The sequence below is a fragment of the Rhodococcus sp. EPR-157 genome (genome assembly GCF_001647195.1).
Lineage (GTDB): Bacteria > Actinomycetota > Actinomycetes > Mycobacteriales > Mycobacteriaceae > Rhodococcoides.
In genome coordinates, this window is the sequence record NZ_LVCV01000414.1 from 25,801 (window position 1) to 43,721 (window position 17,921).

The window sequence follows — 17,921 nt, forward strand, 5'->3', positions numbered from 1 at the left end:
TGTGCAGAGCTTCGCTTGTGTCGCGACCAGTTGCGGTCACTTCGTATCCTCCTGCCGTCACGTCGACCCGCACTGTGGGCCAAGTCACCGTTCAATCATGCGGCCATCGGCACCATCGCCGCAATCATCACTGCCGTAGATGTGAACGCCATGGCATGTCCGTGACGCGTTTTTCCCCGCCGAGGTGCAACTACCAGCGCCACCACGATTGCTCCCCACAGGGCAAGCATCGAAGGCCCCAGCCACGACGATGCCCCGGGGACGAACTCGGCCATGTGTTGATGCACACGCGGAGAAGGCGCTACCTGGTGCGTCGCCACACCGTTTGGAGTCGAATGCGAAGGCACAACGAACAGCATGAGCAATCCCATTGCCACGAGGTCCAGCGCGCACCTCAAATCGTGCGTGGGTTCGGCACATTCGTCGGTAACCCAGACAGACATCCCGACGAGGGCAATTCCTCCCACCCAACATCCCCACACGTACGCATCTCCCGGAACCAGCATCCCCGCCATAGCGATGGCCATCGCTATGTGGCCGAGAGCGACCCGAGGGCGACAACGCACCGACCCGGCAAGGGGGAGCAAAGCTCCACCCATGCCAGCAAGGACGATGCCGTAAGACAGGACTCCACTATGGGGATCGTTCACATTGTTCTTTCGAGAACGAATCTCGGATGTCTGCCCCCTGCCTTCCCGAAGCCAGCAGCGCCTCGAGTCTCTCGACCATCTCGTCTTCGTCGACCGCATCGGTGAAATGAGCTCGATACCGTCCGTCGGGACCGAGAACGAAAGTGAAAGCAGAGTGCGGTGTTTGGTAGCTATCGGGGTCATCCGGGTCCGCGACCTTGGTCGAGAACACCCGGAAGGATCGTTTCGCGTCCTCGACTTGGCTTTCGCTGCCCGACAGGCCTGTGAAGCGGGGGTAGTCGATCTCCAGGAAGCTCTTCATCACCTCTGGTGTGTCGCGATCGGGATCGACCGTGATGTACAGCGGCTGGATTTGTTCGGCGGCAGGCCCGATTCTCTCGATGACGGCGGACAGACGAGCGAGTGCGCGGGGGCACACCATCTTGCAGTGCGTGAAGCCGAAGAAGACGATCACCCACTGGCCGAGATAGGTCGCGTCGCTGACGTCCTCACCGTCGTGGTCGGTCAGATGAAACTCGCCGGTGACGTACGGCTGGCCTGTAGGCATGTCGTCGCCGACGGTCGCAGTAGTCACGACGCACCTAGTTCCAGTTGCAACGTGAGCGGCCCTCCGACCGGAAGCTGAAATGACAGGCCCTCGTCGTTGCCCACGACACGAATCGAAGCCGAGGTGCGTGCGCTGCTGGTGGACCCGCCGGATGCTATTGCCGTTCCGTTCTCTCGCATTGTCCATGTCGTGTCGTCGGGAACATTCGAGATCATCACGCGGCCATCGCCTTGTCGATCGCCGTGTCGCTGAACACGGAAGTTCAGACAGTTCGATTCGCGATCGAAGCGAGCTTGGCTGACGGCGACGTCACCCGATACCTCGACAAGCGAAGGTTCGGTATGGTGTGACGCATCCCAGGGTTCGTTGTACAGCGCCCACAGCCCGTCGGGAACGTTCAGCCGTGCGTACGCGAGCAAGGCGTTGCCGGTGATCGGCTCGACGACGGTCGAGTTTCCATCGGCGTCGGTAGGCGTGTCGTTGCGCGGGTAATACAGTCCGCCGTCCTTCCAGGTCGGGTTCATATACCGATCCGCGTGTGTGAGAAGTCCGCGCAGGGTCTCCTGGTCACCCATTTCGGATGCCCACACCGTCGTCCACCCGAAGTCGCCGGAATCGTAATTGCCAACCCGTCCCATCGCCGACAACGGGGCGGAAGGACGGACGCTCAACGCACCGTCGGTGCCGCGCACCAACAGATCCTGGATCTGCTCCGGATATCGAGCGTGAACGAAATCCCGCTTCCACATGTTCATCAATGAGCCGGCCCACGCGTCGACCCACGGCGTCGGCTCAGCGGCTGGGACAACGATCTTGGCATCTTCCACCAGCATCATGGTGTAGTGACCGGAGGCGTCGAGGCGACCGAGTTCACTCCAGACTTTGTCGTAGCTTCTCGTTACTTCTTCTGCAGTGTTTCCACCGGTCAGTAGATCGTGCATTCGAAAGCCGAGGATCGCTGGCTGGTTACAGATCTGGAATACACAGTTCGGTTCGCAGGCGACGCCGATGTAGCCGCTCTCTACCATCTGCCAATAGATGTGCTCGTTCAGCGAGTTCTGGTCGTACTCGAAGCGGTGGCCCTCGCCACCCCAGAAGAAGGACCAGTGATCGAAAGAGAGAGCACCCGGGGCGGAGTAGCGCGCGTCGTCGAACAGATAGTCGTACATGAGTGACATGGACTGCACGTAGGCGCTGTACATGATGTTGTCCTTGACGACAGGGTTCCACTCCTCGGAATACCCCTGGGACAGATGCGCATTCAGAATTGCTCCGCCTCTGCTGGTGTTCCGCCAGTACATCCACACTTCGGGCAACAGCATTTTTTCGATCATCCGCTCGAAGACAGGTTTGAAGACTCCAGGCGCGTTCGGGAGTCGATGTCGGTGCGCCAGCGCCATCGCGTATGTCATATATGAAAGTTGAAATCGATAGCCGCCAAAGTCATCTTGGCTACCATCCTTGCCTTGCATCATCGACCAATCATTCGGCAGCTGCCGTGACAAGTTGTCGATGTGACGGAGGTGGCCAAGTTGTTCGTCGGTCAGCACATCGTGCTGTTGGCTCGATCGCGCTTCGGTAGTTGTCATGTCTGCCTTCCAAGAGGTGGCGGGTGTAAAGACGTCAGCCAGCAGGACTGGGATGGAGGCGGTCTGCACCTCCGCGACGAGGGAGTTCCAAGTCGGCCAGCTTGCGACGCATCAGCTTTCCGGATGAGGTTTTGGGTAGGTCCGGCACGAAGATGACATCGCGCGGTCGTTTGTACGCGGCGAGACCTGCACGGCAGAATTCCAAGATCGATTCTGCTGTCGGATCGGTTCCGGGTCGTGCGACTACGTAGGCCACAGCGATTTCACCGCGAACGTCGTCTGCACGACGCCCGACGGCGAACATCGCAACATCGGGATGTCCGCCGACAACCCGTTCGATTTCCGCGGGATACACGTTGTACCCCGCGGTCACCAGCATGTCCTTCATTCTGTCGACCACAAAGAAGTGACCGGTACTGTCGCACGTCGCAATGTCTCCGGTTCGAAGCCAACCGTCGGATTGCAGCGCTTCGGCGGTGGCATCCGGATTGCCGTAGTAGCCGAGCATCACCAGAGGGCCTCGAACCATGAGCTCGCCCGGTTCACCGACCTGTGCCTCGCCCTCTCCGTCTAGGGCGCGTACACGAAGTTCGGTGCCTGGCAGGGCGATCCCGATCGATCCCGGACTGCTGGGCGCGAACGGTGTATGTGTTGCTCCCAAACCTGCTACTTCTGTCATTCCCCACAGCTCGAGAAGAGGCTTCTTCGTCCGGTTCTCCCATCGTTCGAGCAGGCTAGGCGGAAACGTTTGTCCTCCGACTGTCGAAATTCGCAAGCTGGACAAGTCTGCGGTGTCGTACGCCGCATCTGCGATCATCATCGAATACATTGCCGGGACGCCCTCGAAGATGGTGGCCTGTTCCGCTTCGATGAGGCGCAGCGCCGACCCAGCGTCGAAGCGTTCCATGAGCACCACGGTCCCGCCTGCGAGAAACGCCGAATTGATCGCGACATTGCCGTACGCGTGTGGTGCGGGCAGTGCTGTCACCACTACATCATCCGCAGTGCGGCCGTGCATTGTGGCCGTGTACGCGCAATTGAGCAGAACTGCCTGCTGCGATTGCATGGCGCCCTTGGGGTGGCCGGTGGTCCCGGAGGTGTACCCGATGGAACAGAGGGCTTCTGTGCCCGCCCAATCGGTGGCCGACAAGTCTTGGTCGGCACCGTCCGACAATAGGGATTCGAATGTCCTTGCACCCGATAGTGGTTGGTCACCGAACGTGACGACCAACTCGACCGAGCCGGTTCGCTGCGCGGCATTTGCCGCGACCTCAGCCTGCTGCGCTCCGGCCAGCAGCGCTTTGGATCGACAATCGTTCAAGACGAATTCCAACTCGGGACCGGTGAGCATCACGTTCACTGGGTTCACGATGGCACCGGCGCGAAGTGCACCGTGGTAACTGACTATCCATTGCCAACTGTTCTGACCGTACAGCGATACGACGTCGCCCTCACCGATCCCCAACTTGCACAGCGACGTTGCAACATTGCGGGCGTACGAATCGAGCTCTCGGTATGTCAATCGGCGCGAACCCACCACCAGCCCCACCTTGTCGGGAAACCTGGCGGCCGCGTACGGGAGTATTTCTCCGGGACCTACCTGCGGCCGGAGATTCAACTCAGACATCGGTGTGGCGCTCGTCGCCGAAGACCACCACTGCCTTGGCCACTGTCCCATGATGTGCGGCGTCGATTGCATCGTTGATCTGGGCGAACGGGAACGTCTCGATCAGCTTGTCGAACGGAAAACGACCTTGCTTGTACAAGCTGATCATCAGGGGAATGAACTCGGACGGAATGGCATCACCCTCGATGACACCCACCAATGATTTCCCGAAGAGAAGCAGACCTTGGTCGATGACTATCTCGTTAGGAATTCCCTGAAACCCGACGGTGGCGCACACGCCCGGCGTCTGCAGACACTCGAGGGCGCTTCGGACAACCGCGGGAAAACCGATGCAGTCCACTGAGTACCGAGCGCCCAGACCGCCCGTAATCTCCCGAATGGATTCAGCTGCATCGACATCAGCGGAGTTGATCGTGTGAGTCGCCCCCAGCTCGGACGCTTTGGCCAGGCGTGCGTCGTTGATGTCGACTGCGATGATGGTCGAACATTCCGCTACGACTGCGCCGAGCAGGGCGGCCATGCCGACCGACCCGCAACCGAAGATCGCGATCGACGATCCGGCTTCGGGCTGCAGAGTGTTCAGGACAGCTCCTGCACCAGTCTGAATTCCGCACCCCAGTGGCCCCAGTAGCTCGAGCGGGAGGTCGTCGTCGACTTTGACGGCATTGTGCGGGGCGACCACTGCATGGTCAGCCCAGGAGGACTGACCGAACCACGCGCCCAGCACCGGATCGTCGCCCCGACGCAGCGGGGTAGAACCATCGACGCGTGCGCCGACCAGGTTGAGTGGAATGAAATCCCTGCAATGCTGTGGAACGCCGGACGTGCAGTTGTCGCAACGGCCGCAATGCGCATACGACAGAACGACACTGTCTCCGACCGCGACGGTCTCGACGCCGCTGCCGATTTCGACGACTGTGCCGGCGCCTTCGTGTCCTAGGACGATCGGGGTCTGGCCTTCGCCGGGCGCTGCGATCAAGCCCAGATCAGTATGGCACACTCCGGTGCCCGCGAGTTTGACGATGATTTCTCCGGGTCGGAGATCCGTTGTGTCGAGTTCTTCGAAGTCGAGTGGTGCATTTGCTTTGTTGAGTACCGCCGCTTGGATTTTCATGACACCGCGCCTGAGGTCTTGTTGATGGTGATGGTCTGGTGGTTGGTGTATTCGGCGAGGCCGTGTAGCGAGTTCTCCGCGCCGATTCCGGATTGCTTGTGGCCGCCGAAAACCTGATGCGGCGAATACTGATGCACCTCGTTCAGCCATACCGTTCCGGCCTCGAGCTGCTTGCCGATTCGTTCGATTGCTTCGAGGTCAGCACCCCACACTGTGGCGCCGAGCCCCCAGATCGTGTCGTTCGCGCGCCGAATGACATCGTCCTCGTCCGACCAACGCAGTAGCGGAAGTATCGGTCCGAACGGCTCCTCGACAACCAAGCGCGAGTTCTCAGGCGGGTTGTCCACCAACGTGACCGGCACGAACCAACCGTCTTGGTCCGTATCGATGTGTCCGCCGAGTGCGAAGGTGTAACCCTGCGCCGCGCAGTCGTCGAAGTACTCCTGCACCTTGTGGTACTGCGGTTCGTTCTGAATCGGGCCGAGATCGGTCGACGAGTCCGCGCCGTTTCCGACCGTCACAGTCTTCGCGAACTCGACAAGCTCATCGCGGACGGCCTCGTAAACGTCGTCGTGGATATAGATTCGTTTTGCGGCGTTGCAGAACTGGGCATTGTTCTGGAATGCAGCCCAGAAGATTTGCGATGCAACCTTCTTCGGGTCGACGTCGGGAAGCACGATGGCCGGGTCGTTGCCGCCGAGCTCGAGAGTGACTCGCTTGAGTGTTTCGGCGGCTGAACGCATGACGTGCCGGCCTGTGTCGGTGCTGCCGGTGAACGCGATCTTGGAAATACCTGGGTGGGAGGTGATCCATTTGCCCAGCTCGTCGTCCCCGCTGAGTGCACTCAATACGCCAGGCGGCAGGACTTCCTGCACGAGTTCGATCAGCTTCAGGTCGCACAGGGGCGTGAATGGGGACGGCTTGACGATCATCGTGTCGCCGGCGACCAGAGCTGGCGCAATTTTCCACACCATCAGCAGGATTGGGAAGTTCCATGGAACGATCGCACCGACGACTCCGAGCGGCGTGTGGCGAGTGATGACCTTGCGGTCGGGCCCGTCTTCCAGAACCTCTTCGGGCAGCGACTGCTGTGCGATCTCACGAAACCAGGCAACGGACCCGAGGACTTCCCACTCGGCCATCGGCCGCGGCTTGCCCTGCTCGGTAGTGAGCAGTGCCATGAATTCCTCGGCGCGTGCTTCGAGAAGATCGCCGATCGCTGATACCGCGGCTTGTCGCTCCGTCAGGGGAGTGTTCGACCATCCGACGAACGCCTCCTGTGCCGCGGAGACGGCACGGTCGAGGTCGTCACGGCCGGCAACGGGAACGCTCGCCACGACCTCTTTCGTTGCAGGATTGAAGACTGGAGCGGTGGCGCTCGTGGTAGCAGCACGGCCATCGATGGTCATGACGAACTCGGTATCGACTAGCGCTCGCTGCGCGGATTCAACGCTCATTGAATTTCTCCTTCGATGTGCGTCACACCGACTCCGATGTGACCTCACTCATAGTCGGTCAGGCGACGCCAGTTCGAGTGTTCGGGATCGGAACAACATCGAAGGCAAAAGTGAGGTTCTGTGTGAAGCGAGAGGAACTCGACGAGACCAGCGAACGACCGAGCGAGCAAGGCCCAGGTTGTGGAATCTGTCCGCCAGCTACTCGAACGTCCGATGCGGAACCCCCGCCATCAGGCCGCCGTCGACGATGAACTCGGAGCCGGTGGAGTAGGAGGATTCGTCGCTGGCGAGGAAGACGACCATCGCAGCCACCTCGGACGCGTCGGCTCCGCGGCCTAACGGGATCTGCAGGAAGTCCTCGGGGATGCCATCGGTCATGGGGGTCCTGACGAACCCGGGGTGGACCGAGTTCACGCGGATCTTGTGCGGAGCGAGTTCCAGTGCGACCGATTTGGTGAGTCCGCGAACGGCGAATTTCGTGGCGGTGTAGCCGTGCAGACCGGGGCTTCCCCTGAACCCTTCGACCGAGGAGATGTTGACGATGGAGCCGCCACCGGCGTCGATCATCGTCTGAGCGCACGCGCGGATGCCGAGAAACGTTCCGGTCAAGTTGATGTCCACGATCCGGCGCCACTCGTCTGGTTCGAACGCTGTGATGAGATTGCCGTTGACAATCCCCGCGTTGTTCACGAGTACCGTTGGAGGCCCGAATGTTTCGGTGGTCAACCGTACCGTTTCTTCCCAACTTTCCGGGGACGTCACATCGAGGTGGACATACCGTGCGGCGTCGCCCAGCGACTCGGCCGCAGCGCGTCCTTCGTCGTCGAGAATGTCGCCCAGCACTACCTGCGCGCCCTCGGCCACCATGGCGCGGCAGTGGCTCAGTCCCATACCGCGCGCGGCGCCGCTGACGAGCGCAACTCGTCCGCTCAATCGATTCATCTTCGGTCTCCTTCGTGGGCCAGCACGCACCGAGTGCCGCTGTAGATCGTCGGCATGCATCGGTTGCAGTGAATGCACAGGGAGGTGGAGCGCTCGTCGTTCTGCATTCGGTTGATCAGATCGGGTTCGCGAAGGAGTGCGCGCGCCATGGCGACGAATTCGAATCCCTCGGCCATCGCCAGGTCCATCGTCGCCCGTGTAGAGATGCCGCCCAGCAATATCAGCGGAAGTTTCACCACGCTGCGGAACTGTCGAGCCTGATCGAGGAGATACGCCTCGCGGTACGGGTAACTGCGCAGAAACTTGCTACCGACCAGGCGAATTCCGGCGCGTTGCGGCTGCGGGAACGACGCTGCGAAATCGCGCAGTGGTGGTGCATCTCCACGGAAAAGATACATCGGATTCTTCAGCGAACTGCCCGCGGTGAGTTCGAGAGCATCGAGCGAACCGTCGGCCTCGAGCCACTGCGCGACCGCCAGGCTCTCGTCGAGCCAGAACCCGCCGGGCACACCGTCGTCCATGTTGAGCTTCGCCGTCACCGCGATCTCGGATCCGACCTCCGCTCGAACGGCCGATGCCACAGCGCGCGCGACGCGAGCCCGATTGTCGAGGCTTCCGCCGAATTGGTCGGATCGCCGATTCAGGGCCGGGCTGAGAAATGCACTGACGAAATAGTTGTGGCCGAAATGCAATTCGACCGCATCGAACCCTGCTGTGACAGCGATCCGGGCGGCCCTCGCGTGATCGGCGACGATGCGATCGATGTCGGACTTCGTGGCAGACCTCGTCAAACGAAGGCTCAACGGGCTGATCTGCCACGTCGGCGCGAGGGCGGTGGCGCGGTTGGATTTCGAATTCGCGACGGGTCCCGCATGCCCGATCTGGGCTGAAATTGCCGCACCTTCGGAGTGCACGGCGTCGGTCAGACGCACGAGTCCCGGCATTGCTTCCTCACGCATCCACATCTGGTGGCGATCGGTTCTGCCCTCGGGCGAGGATGCGCAGTAGGCGACAGTGGTCATGCCGACGCCGCCTGCGGCGAACCCGCGGTGGAAGTCGATCAGCTCCTCGGTGACGAGCGCGTCCGGCGTCCGCCCCTCGAATGTGGCTGCCTTGACGACGCGATTGCGCAGCGAGACCGGGCCGATGGCTGCGGGTTCGAAGATCTTCATGGCATCACTCTGTCGAGGAACGGGTTTCGGAAGATGCGGTGTGGGTCGTAGGCATCGAGCGTCTGGGATGCAGTGTCCCACTCGCTGTAGCGGGAGGGGAGAGTATCGGTCAGAAATTGCCCATCGGCATGCGAGCGGTCTTCCGTGAATGCCCAGCCCTTGGAATACTCCGGCCGTATCGTCCAGCGTGACCCCGAATAGTGTTGATGCATCCACTGTTCCATTTCGCGGAAGAATGCGTACATTCCCGGTGTGCCAGGGATGGAGACGACGTTCATCCAAATCGCAGTGTCCCATTCCGGGTGCTCGACCACCGGGGATAGTGCAGACAAGGACGGCGGCCCGGCGCTGTCGACATCGACGACGTCGTCCAGACCGCACAGTCGTACCTCGAACGGGCCGTTGACCGGATATCGGCCAAGCGAGCTGTAGTGCCGAAGGCGATCGAAGAGCCAGGTCGTCATGTCGTTGATGATCGTGGCGACGTCGGAGCGACGGGCGAGCACGACACCACCGCCCGCGGTGACACGCAGCGTGTCTGCCCGCAGGTAGAACCTGACGTTCTTCGACGTGCCCCAGATATCGGCGGTACCGGTGAGCGCGAGCCCGGCCGTGACGGCACCCAACTGCGACGCGGAGAAGGCTGGCGTGGCCGCCCCGAGATGCGGTGCAACGGAACCGAGTCCGTCGGTGAGTGGCTCGGGAAGCATGTCGGAGAAGGCGTAGTTGTAGGGGCCGGCGACTTCCCTCGAGCCGATCGGGCGCTGCGGTTCGTCGGTCCACACCTTTACCCATGGTGTGTCGGTGAACGGGAACCAGATCGCTTCGACGCTTCCCGACGCGGCAAGCAACCTTTCGAAGGTCCGCCCCGACGCAGCCGCGGGTGCGAACAGTTCTCGCCACCCGATGTCGAGGATGCTCTGACACCGCACACGCCGGTCGGCGCCTGCCTGAAGCGTCACGGAGGTGATGAACGTTCGTCCGAGATGGGTCAGAAGCGGAAGGATGCCCGGGTCGGATCGCGCGAAGGTTCGGCCGGTGTATTCGCCGGAGGACTCGTCCCAGACGACGGCAGTGAGCGCGGTGACGAGGTTGCTCACAGATCCGAAGCTCAGTCCCGGCGTCGCGGTCTGACCGTTAGCCGGGGCGGTGGCGCCGTGAGCGTCGATCGCGAGAGCACCACCGATGGTGATGTCGCCGATGGCGGGGATGCTTGCCCAGCCGAGTCCGACGGCTTCGAGGGCGGTCAGGATGGTCATCAGGCTTGCGCCGCCCTGCGCGGTCACGGTGGCCGGAGTTCCAGCTGGGTCGACGCTCACGCCGGTCAGATGTCTGGTGGTATCCAAGAGGATCACCGTCTCGACGGGGTGGCCGGGTACAACGGTCAGCGGACTCCACCCGTGCATCGACCCGCGTGCACGTAGGGTGTACCCGTGCCCCGCAGCCCAGTTGGCCAGGTTCACCACCTGTTGTTCGTCGCGCGGTGCGCACGTCCAGACGCTGTCGAACTGAATTTCTTTGGACCAGTTCTCGTAGCTCTGTTGGTAGAGATCGATGCCGGGCGGGAACTCGTGCGGAACTCGGAGCGGGGCGTCATCAGCGGGCACAGCCGCTGCTGGAGTCCACGCGGACGACACGGTTGCGGAAACCGCAAAGACCGCTGCCGCACCGAAGAAGCGGCGGCGTGACAGTGCCGCGGGTGTGTTCTGTTCGATCATGCACTGTCTCCCATGCCCAGGATTTCGATGCCAGTGGCATCACAATAGGGGGAACGGGCGAGCAGAGTGACTGAATCGACGAAACCCGACCGCGCCGACGCAGCGAAGCCGGGTCGGCCACGCGACGCCAGCATCGACGACAGGGTGCTCGGTGCTACCCGAGAGTTGCTGGTGGAGCTCGGCTGGGACGAGCTGAGCTTGCGCGGGATCGCCGCGCGTGCGGGAGTCGGCCGCAGCACGATCGACAGACGGTGGTCGTCGAAAGCGGAACTGGTGCTCCACGCAATTCTCGGTTCCACCCCTGATCTCGCGCCCTTCGAAGGCGCCGATACAGATGGGTGGGTGCGGTGGGTTGCGTCGGGAAGTCGCGAGATTTTCGCGATGCCCGAAGTTCGTGCTGCCGTTCCGGGGTTGCTCAGCACATTCACCCGCAACGAGGGCCTGCGGAGTCAGCTGTGGCAGAGCTTCAGTGGCCCGCCGGCCGAACTGTTCTCGGCGGGATCATCCCGAGACCCAGCGGACGCACAGCTCGATGCGCGCGCATTGATCGCGCTGGCGGCCGGTGCATCGCTCTTCCTTAGTGTCGTTGCAACAGAGGATGATACGGATGAAGTGCACAGGCGGATCGGTGAGATGCTGGTGAAGGCGGCCGACGACAGCTGAGGCGTTCGCGGCACTCTCGGTGCCCATCTGGGCGGAACTCGGCCGGACCGGCGGCTACTGCATCGACACGTCGCACACACTCGCCCGGCCCGCCGTCGAAACTCGGTAGCGAGGTTTGCTCGCTCAGCTTCGGGTTACAAATTCACTAATTTGTCTATTCTTCTTACAAAATACGTGTATTGTCCATGTCGCAGTGATCGGACTTACAGAGGAGTGGCGATGACGACATCGGATGTCGAACCCAGGGTGCAGGCGTCTGTCGAGTCGTGGCGCGAGCGTGACCTGAGTGTTTCGACACCACGTTCGATAGCGATCGTCGGCGATGGTGCGGCTGGGTACACAGCGGCCAAAGTTCTGCGCGCCGAGGGATTCACCGGATGCATTTCGATGATCGGTAGCGACCGGTCGGCAACCTACCGGCGACCGGCAGTGTCCAAGGAGCTCTTGGCAGGGAGCAAGTCGGTGGAGCAGGTACTGCTGGGGGAGCCTGTCGTCGATGTGGACGTCTACCCCGGTGTCACCGCAGTGTCGATCTCCGATGATTCAGTCATCGTCGACAACGGCGATCCGATCTCCTACGACGCCTTGCTTCTGGCGACAGGTTCGCGCGCACGGCAACTCGACGATCTCGGCTCCGGTTCGGTCTTCACTCTCCGCACGGCCGCAGATGTGGAACCGCTGCGCAAGGACATCGCGCGCACCGGTTCGCTGCTGGTGATCGGCGGCGGGCTGATCGGGTGCGAAGCCGCCGCGACCGCTCGCACCCTCGGCGCCGAGGTCACGGTTCTGGAAGCAGCGAAGGCGCCCCTGAACAGGATTGCCCCTGAATCGATCTCGCGCATGTACGTCGATATGCACGCAGACAACGGCATCACCATTCATACCGATGTTGCCGTCTCCCAGATCGAGAGGCAAGACGACGGCACCGCCCTTGTCACGGCGCAGGACGGCCGCACCTGGTCTGCCGGAACGGTTCTGTTGGCGGTCGGTTCGGTGCCGAATACCGAACTAGCCGTTGAATTCGGTCTCGCCACCCGTTCCGGGGTCCTGGTGGACGCGAACATGAGGACGTCAGCGCCGAACATCTATGCAGCCGGCGACGTTGCCGAGGTTCCCAATCGCCTACTCGGCGGCACTTACCGAAGCGAGCACTGGAACGGCGCTGTCGACCAGGCGACGAGGGCTGCACGCTCGATGCTCGGCGCGGAGGTCGGCGATCTCGATGTGCCGTGGGGTTGGTCCAACCAGCATGGGGTCAACCTGCAGTTCGCAGGGTGGACCAATGCGGACGACGACTACGTCCTGGTCCGCGGTTCCATCGAGGATCGCCGGTTCACGGTCTGTGCAGTGCGCGGCGACCTGCTCGTGGGAGCCATAGGGATCGGATTCCCCAAGGACATCCGACAGGTCCGCGCCATCATCGCCAACGGAAACCCCGTCGACAAGGATCAGCTGACCGCGGACTGGCTGGAACGACAGTTGTCTGCTGTACGCTAGACAATCGCGGAGGCCGACGAGCTAGCCGGTCATTCCTCTCAGTTGCCGAGCTGCCACAACGAGGGATGCAACGCTGTGCGAGCGCGCATCATCGAGTTCGTTCAGTTGGCGGTTGGCACGGTCGACAAGAGATCGGTTCGCGCGGGCCCAAATGTCGATCGACTCGTCCGGGTCTTCGCTCAATCCGTGCCGAGCGATGCCGTGGACGAGCAAGCGAAGTGACTGATACAGGTCCTCACGTAACGTCATGCGCGCGAGCGTGTGCCAGTTGTCGACCGGCTCCAGCGCCGATACCGCCACGAGCCATCGATCGACGCGAAGTCGGTCCGACAGAGCGAAGTAAACTCGGGCAATCACCGAGACGTCGACGATGCATTCGTCGGCTACTTCCACGATGTCGAGCAGGCTGAACTTGTAGAGGGCGACCGCAACGCCTCGCGCAATCGAGTGACCGGCTCCGATTGCGGTGAAGTCGTCGTGCAGTTCTTGCATCCTGCGTGCCTCCTCGCCCCGCAGGAATTCGTGGACCGAGTCGCTCAGGGAGCGAACCGCCGGACCGAAGCGGCTGATCTCGGTATCGATGTCGAGTGGTTGTCGAGCGTGCGCGAGAAACCACCGAGCACCGCGATCGAGAAGCCGCCTGCTCTCCACCACAAGTCGATACTCGGCGTCCGGGGCCAGATGGGCATCGACGATGTCGTCCACCAGCGTCGACACTCCGAAGACCTCGTTTGCCACCAGGTAAGCCCGCAGCACGTCCTCGTCCGTTGCGCCGGTGTCCTCGCGCAGCCGAAAGCAGAAGGTCAATCCACCGACCGCGAAGATCTCGTTCACCAGGGTCGTCGAGAGGATCTCGCTGCGGAGGGGGTGCTGCGCGATATTGCTGTTGTCGCGCAATCCTGTGGGGAAGTAGTTGTCCAGCCGGTCGACCAAGTGCGGATCGTCGAGTACCTGGGCGCTGGCGAGTGCGTCCGAAAGATCCGTCTTGGCGTGGGCCAGCAGGGTGGCCAACTGCGGAGACGTCAGGCCCTCGCCTCGGGCGACGAGCTGCTCGAACTCGCGGGCGGTCGGAAGCGTCTCGAGTTCGCGATCGAGACCGCGGCGTGTTTCGAGATCGGCGATCATTCGCGCGTGGATCTCGGCATGACGGGCCGATGTCGAACGCGCGTCGCCGAGCACTCGGTTCTGTGCGCGGTTGTTCTCGAGAACCAATTCGCCGACCTGATCGGTGAAGGACGCCAGCAGGTGGGCGCGGTCGGCAGCGGACAACCGGTCTTCGGGTGCCACCGTATCGAGCAGCACTTTGATGTTGACTTCGTGATCCGAGCAGTCGACCCCGGCCGAGTTGTCCATCGCATCGGAGTTGATCTTCCCGCCCGCCCGCGCGAACTCGACGCGTCCACGTGCGGTGACGCCGAGGTTTCCGCCCTCTACGACGGCGCCGCACCGCAACTCGTCGGCATCGACGCGGACTCCGTCGTTGGCTTTGTCGCCGGCATGCGAGTCCGACTCGCTGTGCGCTTTGACGTACGTTCCGACGCCACCGTTGAACAGCAGGTCGACCGGTGCCTTCAACACCGCGCGGATGAGCTCGTTCGGATCGAGACTCATTACGTCGTCGGCGATGTCGAGTGCGTCCCTCATCTGAGGTGAGATCGGAATCGACTTCGTCTCGCGTGAGAAGACCCCACCGCCGGGGCTGATCAGGTGTTCGTCGTAGTCGTTCCACGATGAGTTCGGGAGCTCGAACAGACGTCGACGTTCGAGGTAGGAGGCAGCGGTGTCGGGATTCGGATCGATGAAGATGTGGCGGTGGTCGAAAGCGGCGACGAGTGCAAGCGTTGTGCTGGACAGCATTCCGTTGCCGAACACGTCTCCGCTCATGTCCCCGATCGCCGCGACGGTGAAGCGGTCGCGCTGTGCGTCGATGCCGTTTTCGGCGAGGTGCCGGGTTGCGCTGACCCAGGCTCCCGCGGCGGTGATCCCCATCTTCTTGTGGTCGTAGCCGACAGAACCGCCCGACGCGAACGCGTCATCGAGCCAGAAGTGGTAGTCGCTCGCTACCTGGTTCGCGAGATCGGAGAACGTCGCCGTCCCTTTGTCCGCTGCGACAACGAGGTACGGGTCGTCGCCGTCACGGCAGATCACCGACGGTGGGTGGATGACTGTGCGCTGCGAATCGAGGTTGTCGGTGACGTCGAGCAGACCGGCGATGAACTGCCGGTAGCAGCGGCGGGCTTCGTCGAGTAGCAGCTGTCGATCCGCTGCGCGATCTCCTGTGGAGGGAGGGGGATTGCGGACGACGAACCCGCCTTTTGCTCCAGCCGGCACGATGACTGCGTTCTTCACAGACTGCGCTTTGGCCAACCCGAGTATTTCTGTGCGGAAGTCGTCGAGCCGATCGGACCAGCGAAGCCCTCCTCTGGCCACCGATCCGAATCGGAGGTGAACTCCTTCGACATCGGGGGAGCAGACGTAGATTTCGTGCAGTGGTCGCGGTTGCGGGAGCTCGTCGATCAACGCGGGGACGAGCTTGAACGACAGGTGGCGTCGCTGCAGACCAAGGCCGCCGTCACGGTGGAAGTTCGTCCGCACGGTGGCTGTGATCAGTCCCCGGTATGCGCGAATGACTTTGTCGGCATCCAGATTTCGAATGAGATCGAGCAGCGAATCGACTCGGGCGAGGCAATCTTCGACGAGCCGACGACGGCGTTCCGGGTCCCTGGTCGAGGTGGGATCGAACTGCGCATGGAAGAGGTCGATGAGAGCGCGGGCGGTCGCCGGGTTATCGAGGAGGATGGCTTGAATCCGGTAGAGGCTGTGCGGCAGATTGGTCTGCTTGAGATAGCGTCCGTATGCACGCAGGACGAACACATCGCGCCAATCGAGCCCGGCGGTCAGCACCAGCACTGCGAATCGGTCCAGCTCGGTCCAGCCCGCCCACATCGCGCGGACGGCATCGGCCAGCCTGGACTCGATATGATCATGTACGTTGTCGCCGTCGATGATTCGCGCGGAAGTGCTGAATTGGTGGACGAAGCAGATCAGCCCGTCGCGGCGGGCCAGCGTCACGGTTCGCTGGTCGGTGATGCTCAGATCGAAGCTGTCCACCAATTGCAAGACGCGTTCCAAGGAGACTGGACCGTCGCTGCTGTAGAACGTGATCTTCGGTGCGCTCGCACTCGAGGCATCGACGTCGATCTCGACGGAGTTCTCACCCAGCGCGATGACCCTGGACGTGTTGACCTTCGGCTGTTCGTCGGGGATTTCGACGTAGTCGTCGAGTGTTGTGGCTGCGGCATGGGTGGTCGTCTTCATTGGTCTCTCCATTGAGATCCGAACGCGTGCTGGGTGGGTGGGGCGAGAATCGGTGGAACGGATTCGCCCCGCGGGCATCGTCGACCGCGGGACGAATCGTCGTCCTGACCGATTTCGGTCAGGACACGATGTGTGAATCCGCTACGTCGAGTGCGCCATCGAGAGCTGCGAGGCCTTCGGCTACCTCGGTGTCGCTGACCGTGCACGGAGGCACGGCGTGGATCCGATTGAAGTTGGCGAACGGGAGAATGCCGTGCTGCTTGCATGCCGCAATGACCTCGCCCATTGCCGGACTGCTGGTGCCGTAGGGTGCCAACGGCTCTCGCGTCGTCCGATCGGTGACCAGTTCGATTGCCCAGAACACTCCGAGGCCTCGTACCTCGCCGACCGATGGATGCTTCGCTGCGAGGTCTCGCAAGCCTGGGCCCAGAACATCGGCTCCGATCCGTGCGGCGTTCTCGACGATCTTCTCGTCGGTCATTGCATTGATCGTTGCCACGGCCGCTGCGGTCGCCAGTGGGTGTCCCGAGTAGGTGAGGCCACCGGGGTATGCCCGCTCGGAGAAGGTGCCTGCGATCTTCTCGCTGATGGCAACACCGCCGAGAGGGACGTAGCCGGAGTTCACACCCTTGGCGAAGGTGATGAGGTCAGGTGTGACTCCGAAGTGATCGATGGCGAACCATCGACCGGTTCGGCCGAACCCTGCCATCACTTCGTCGGCGATGAAAACGATGCCGTATCGATCGCAGATTTCCCTTACACCCTGCATGTATCCGGCGGGGGGAACCATGATTCCTGCTGTCCCCGGAACCGATTCGAGGACGATCGCCGCGATCGAGGTCGGCCCCTCGAGCTGGACCGTGCGCTCGAGTGATTCGAGTGCGCGTTGGCACTCCTGCTCCTCGGTCGTGGCATGGAACTGCGACCGGTAGAGGAACGGCCCGGCGAAGTGGACGACCCCGCTGTTGCCGTAGTCGTTGGGCCAGCGCCGAGGATCGCCCGTGAGGTTGATAGCGGTGTCCGTGCCGCCGTGGTACGAGCGGTAGCGGGCAAGCACCTTGTACCGTCCGGTGTGCAGACGGGCCATACGGACAGCATGTTCGTTCGCATCCGCGCCGCCGTTGGTGAAGAAGATCTTGTCGAGATCACCAGGGGTGCGTTCGGCGATCAGGCGGGCCGCCTCGGATCGTGCATCGTTGACGTATTGCGGTGCGACGGTACACAGCTTCGCGGCCTGCTCGCGAATTGCTTCGACAATGCGCGGATGCTGGTGTCCGACATTGGTATTGACCAACTGGCTGGAGAAATCGAGCAAGCGTGTGCCGGTGCCGTCCCAGACGTAGGATCCTTCCGACGCCACGATGGTCATCGGGTCGATCAGCCCCTGCGCGGACCAGGAGTGGAAGACATGGCTGCGGTCGAGTTCGTAGGCCCTGCGGCCCCGCTCCAATTCCGCGTCGAGATTCAACCCGCGCGGCAATACTGAGTGCGAGGTCATTGTCTCCGAGGTCATTGTCATGGTCTCGTCCTTCCGTCAGCTGTTTTCGGGGAAGCCGAGGTTGATACCGCCGTGGCTGGGGTCGAGCCAGCGGCTGGTGACGGCTTTACCGCGGGTGAAGAAGTGGAC

Annotated in this window: 13 protein-coding genes and 1 pseudogene; 2 read left to right on the forward strand and 12 right to left on the reverse strand. The window is 62.2% G+C overall.

The window, feature by feature from the left end; all coding sequences use genetic code 11:
- Nucleotides 1-95 precede the first annotated feature (95 nt).
- The 9 genes from A2J03_RS19260 to A2J03_RS19300 form a co-directional block, all read right to left on the reverse strand.
- Complete coding sequence (locus A2J03_RS19260; RefSeq protein WP_068377145.1) at nucleotides 96-650, reverse strand: hypothetical protein; 555 nt, start codon at nucleotides 648-650, stop codon at nucleotides 96-98.
- Nucleotides 634-1,224, reverse strand: a complete 591-nt coding sequence (locus tag A2J03_RS19265) for an SCO family protein (RefSeq protein ID WP_197480861.1) — start codon at nucleotides 1,222-1,224, stop codon at nucleotides 634-636. Before A2J03_RS19265 ends, A2J03_RS19260 begins: the two co-directional genes overlap by 17 nt.
- Nucleotides 1,221-2,786 (reverse strand): linalool dehydratase/isomerase domain-containing protein, encoded by a 1,566-nt coding sequence (locus tag A2J03_RS19270; protein WP_082897945.1) that lies wholly within the window; start codon nucleotides 2,784-2,786, stop codon nucleotides 1,221-1,223. The genes A2J03_RS19265 and A2J03_RS19270 overlap by 4 nt, the downstream gene beginning before the upstream one ends.
- 34 nt (nucleotides 2,787-2,820) lie before the next feature.
- Nucleotides 2,821-4,413, reverse strand: a complete 1,593-nt coding sequence (locus tag A2J03_RS19275) for a class I adenylate-forming enzyme family protein (RefSeq protein ID WP_068377152.1) — start codon at nucleotides 4,411-4,413, stop codon at nucleotides 2,821-2,823.
- Nucleotides 4,406-5,527: an NAD(P)-dependent alcohol dehydrogenase gene (locus A2J03_RS19280; RefSeq protein ID WP_068377155.1), complete on the reverse strand. Its 1,122-nt coding sequence runs from the start codon at nucleotides 5,525-5,527 to the stop codon at nucleotides 4,406-4,408. The genes A2J03_RS19275 and A2J03_RS19280 overlap by 8 nt, the downstream gene beginning before the upstream one ends.
- The gene (locus A2J03_RS19285) at nucleotides 5,524-6,984 is read right to left on the reverse strand and encodes an aldehyde dehydrogenase family protein (RefSeq protein WP_068377157.1); all 1,461 of its coding nucleotides are present in this window, start codon (nucleotides 6,982-6,984) and stop codon (nucleotides 5,524-5,526) included. The genes A2J03_RS19280 and A2J03_RS19285 overlap by 4 nt, the downstream gene beginning before the upstream one ends.
- Nucleotides 6,985-7,182: 198 nt before the next feature.
- Nucleotides 7,183-7,926, reverse strand: a complete 744-nt coding sequence (locus A2J03_RS19290; protein WP_068377158.1) for a glucose 1-dehydrogenase — start codon at nucleotides 7,924-7,926, stop codon at nucleotides 7,183-7,185.
- Entirely contained in the window at nucleotides 7,923-9,098 is a 1,176-nt protein-coding gene (locus A2J03_RS19295; RefSeq protein WP_068377159.1) for an NADH:flavin oxidoreductase, read from the reverse strand. Before A2J03_RS19295 ends, A2J03_RS19290 begins: the two co-directional genes overlap by 4 nt.
- The gene (locus A2J03_RS19300) at nucleotides 9,095-10,816 is read right to left on the reverse strand and encodes a cholesterol oxidase substrate-binding domain-containing protein (protein WP_068377160.1); all 1,722 of its coding nucleotides are present in this window, start codon (nucleotides 10,814-10,816) and stop codon (nucleotides 9,095-9,097) included. Before A2J03_RS19300 ends, A2J03_RS19295 begins: the two co-directional genes overlap by 4 nt.
- Before the next feature lie 66 nt (nucleotides 10,817-10,882).
- Between A2J03_RS19300 and A2J03_RS19305 the strand changes: the two genes are divergently transcribed.
- Both A2J03_RS19305 and A2J03_RS19310 read left to right on the forward strand, forming a co-directional pair.
- Nucleotides 10,883-11,479: a TetR/AcrR family transcriptional regulator gene (locus A2J03_RS19305; RefSeq protein WP_068377164.1), complete on the forward strand. Its 597-nt coding sequence runs from the start codon at nucleotides 10,883-10,885 to the stop codon at nucleotides 11,477-11,479.
- A 219-nt stretch (nucleotides 11,480-11,698) separates the two neighbouring features.
- The gene (locus A2J03_RS19310) at nucleotides 11,699-12,976 is read left to right on the forward strand and encodes an NAD(P)/FAD-dependent oxidoreductase (RefSeq protein WP_082897944.1); all 1,278 of its coding nucleotides are present in this window, start codon (nucleotides 11,699-11,701) and stop codon (nucleotides 12,974-12,976) included.
- A gap of 21 nt (nucleotides 12,977-12,997) precedes the next feature.
- Here the strand turns inward: A2J03_RS19310 and A2J03_RS19315 are convergent, their stop codons facing one another.
- The 3 genes and pseudogenes from A2J03_RS19315 to A2J03_RS31750 form a co-directional block, all read right to left on the reverse strand.
- A complete protein-coding gene (locus A2J03_RS19315) occupies nucleotides 12,998-16,294 on the reverse strand; it encodes an NAD-glutamate dehydrogenase domain-containing protein (RefSeq protein WP_068377167.1) in 3,297 nt (1,098 codons plus the stop codon).
- 118 nt (nucleotides 16,295-16,412) lie between these two features.
- Nucleotides 16,413-17,813: an aspartate aminotransferase family protein gene (locus tag A2J03_RS19320; protein ID WP_068377170.1), complete on the reverse strand. Its 1,401-nt coding sequence runs from the start codon at nucleotides 17,811-17,813 to the stop codon at nucleotides 16,413-16,415.
- A 15-nt stretch (nucleotides 17,814-17,828) separates the two neighbouring features.
- Nucleotides 17,829-17,921 (reverse strand): annotated as a pseudogene (locus A2J03_RS31750) (methylmalonate-semialdehyde dehydrogenase); the annotation flags it as partial.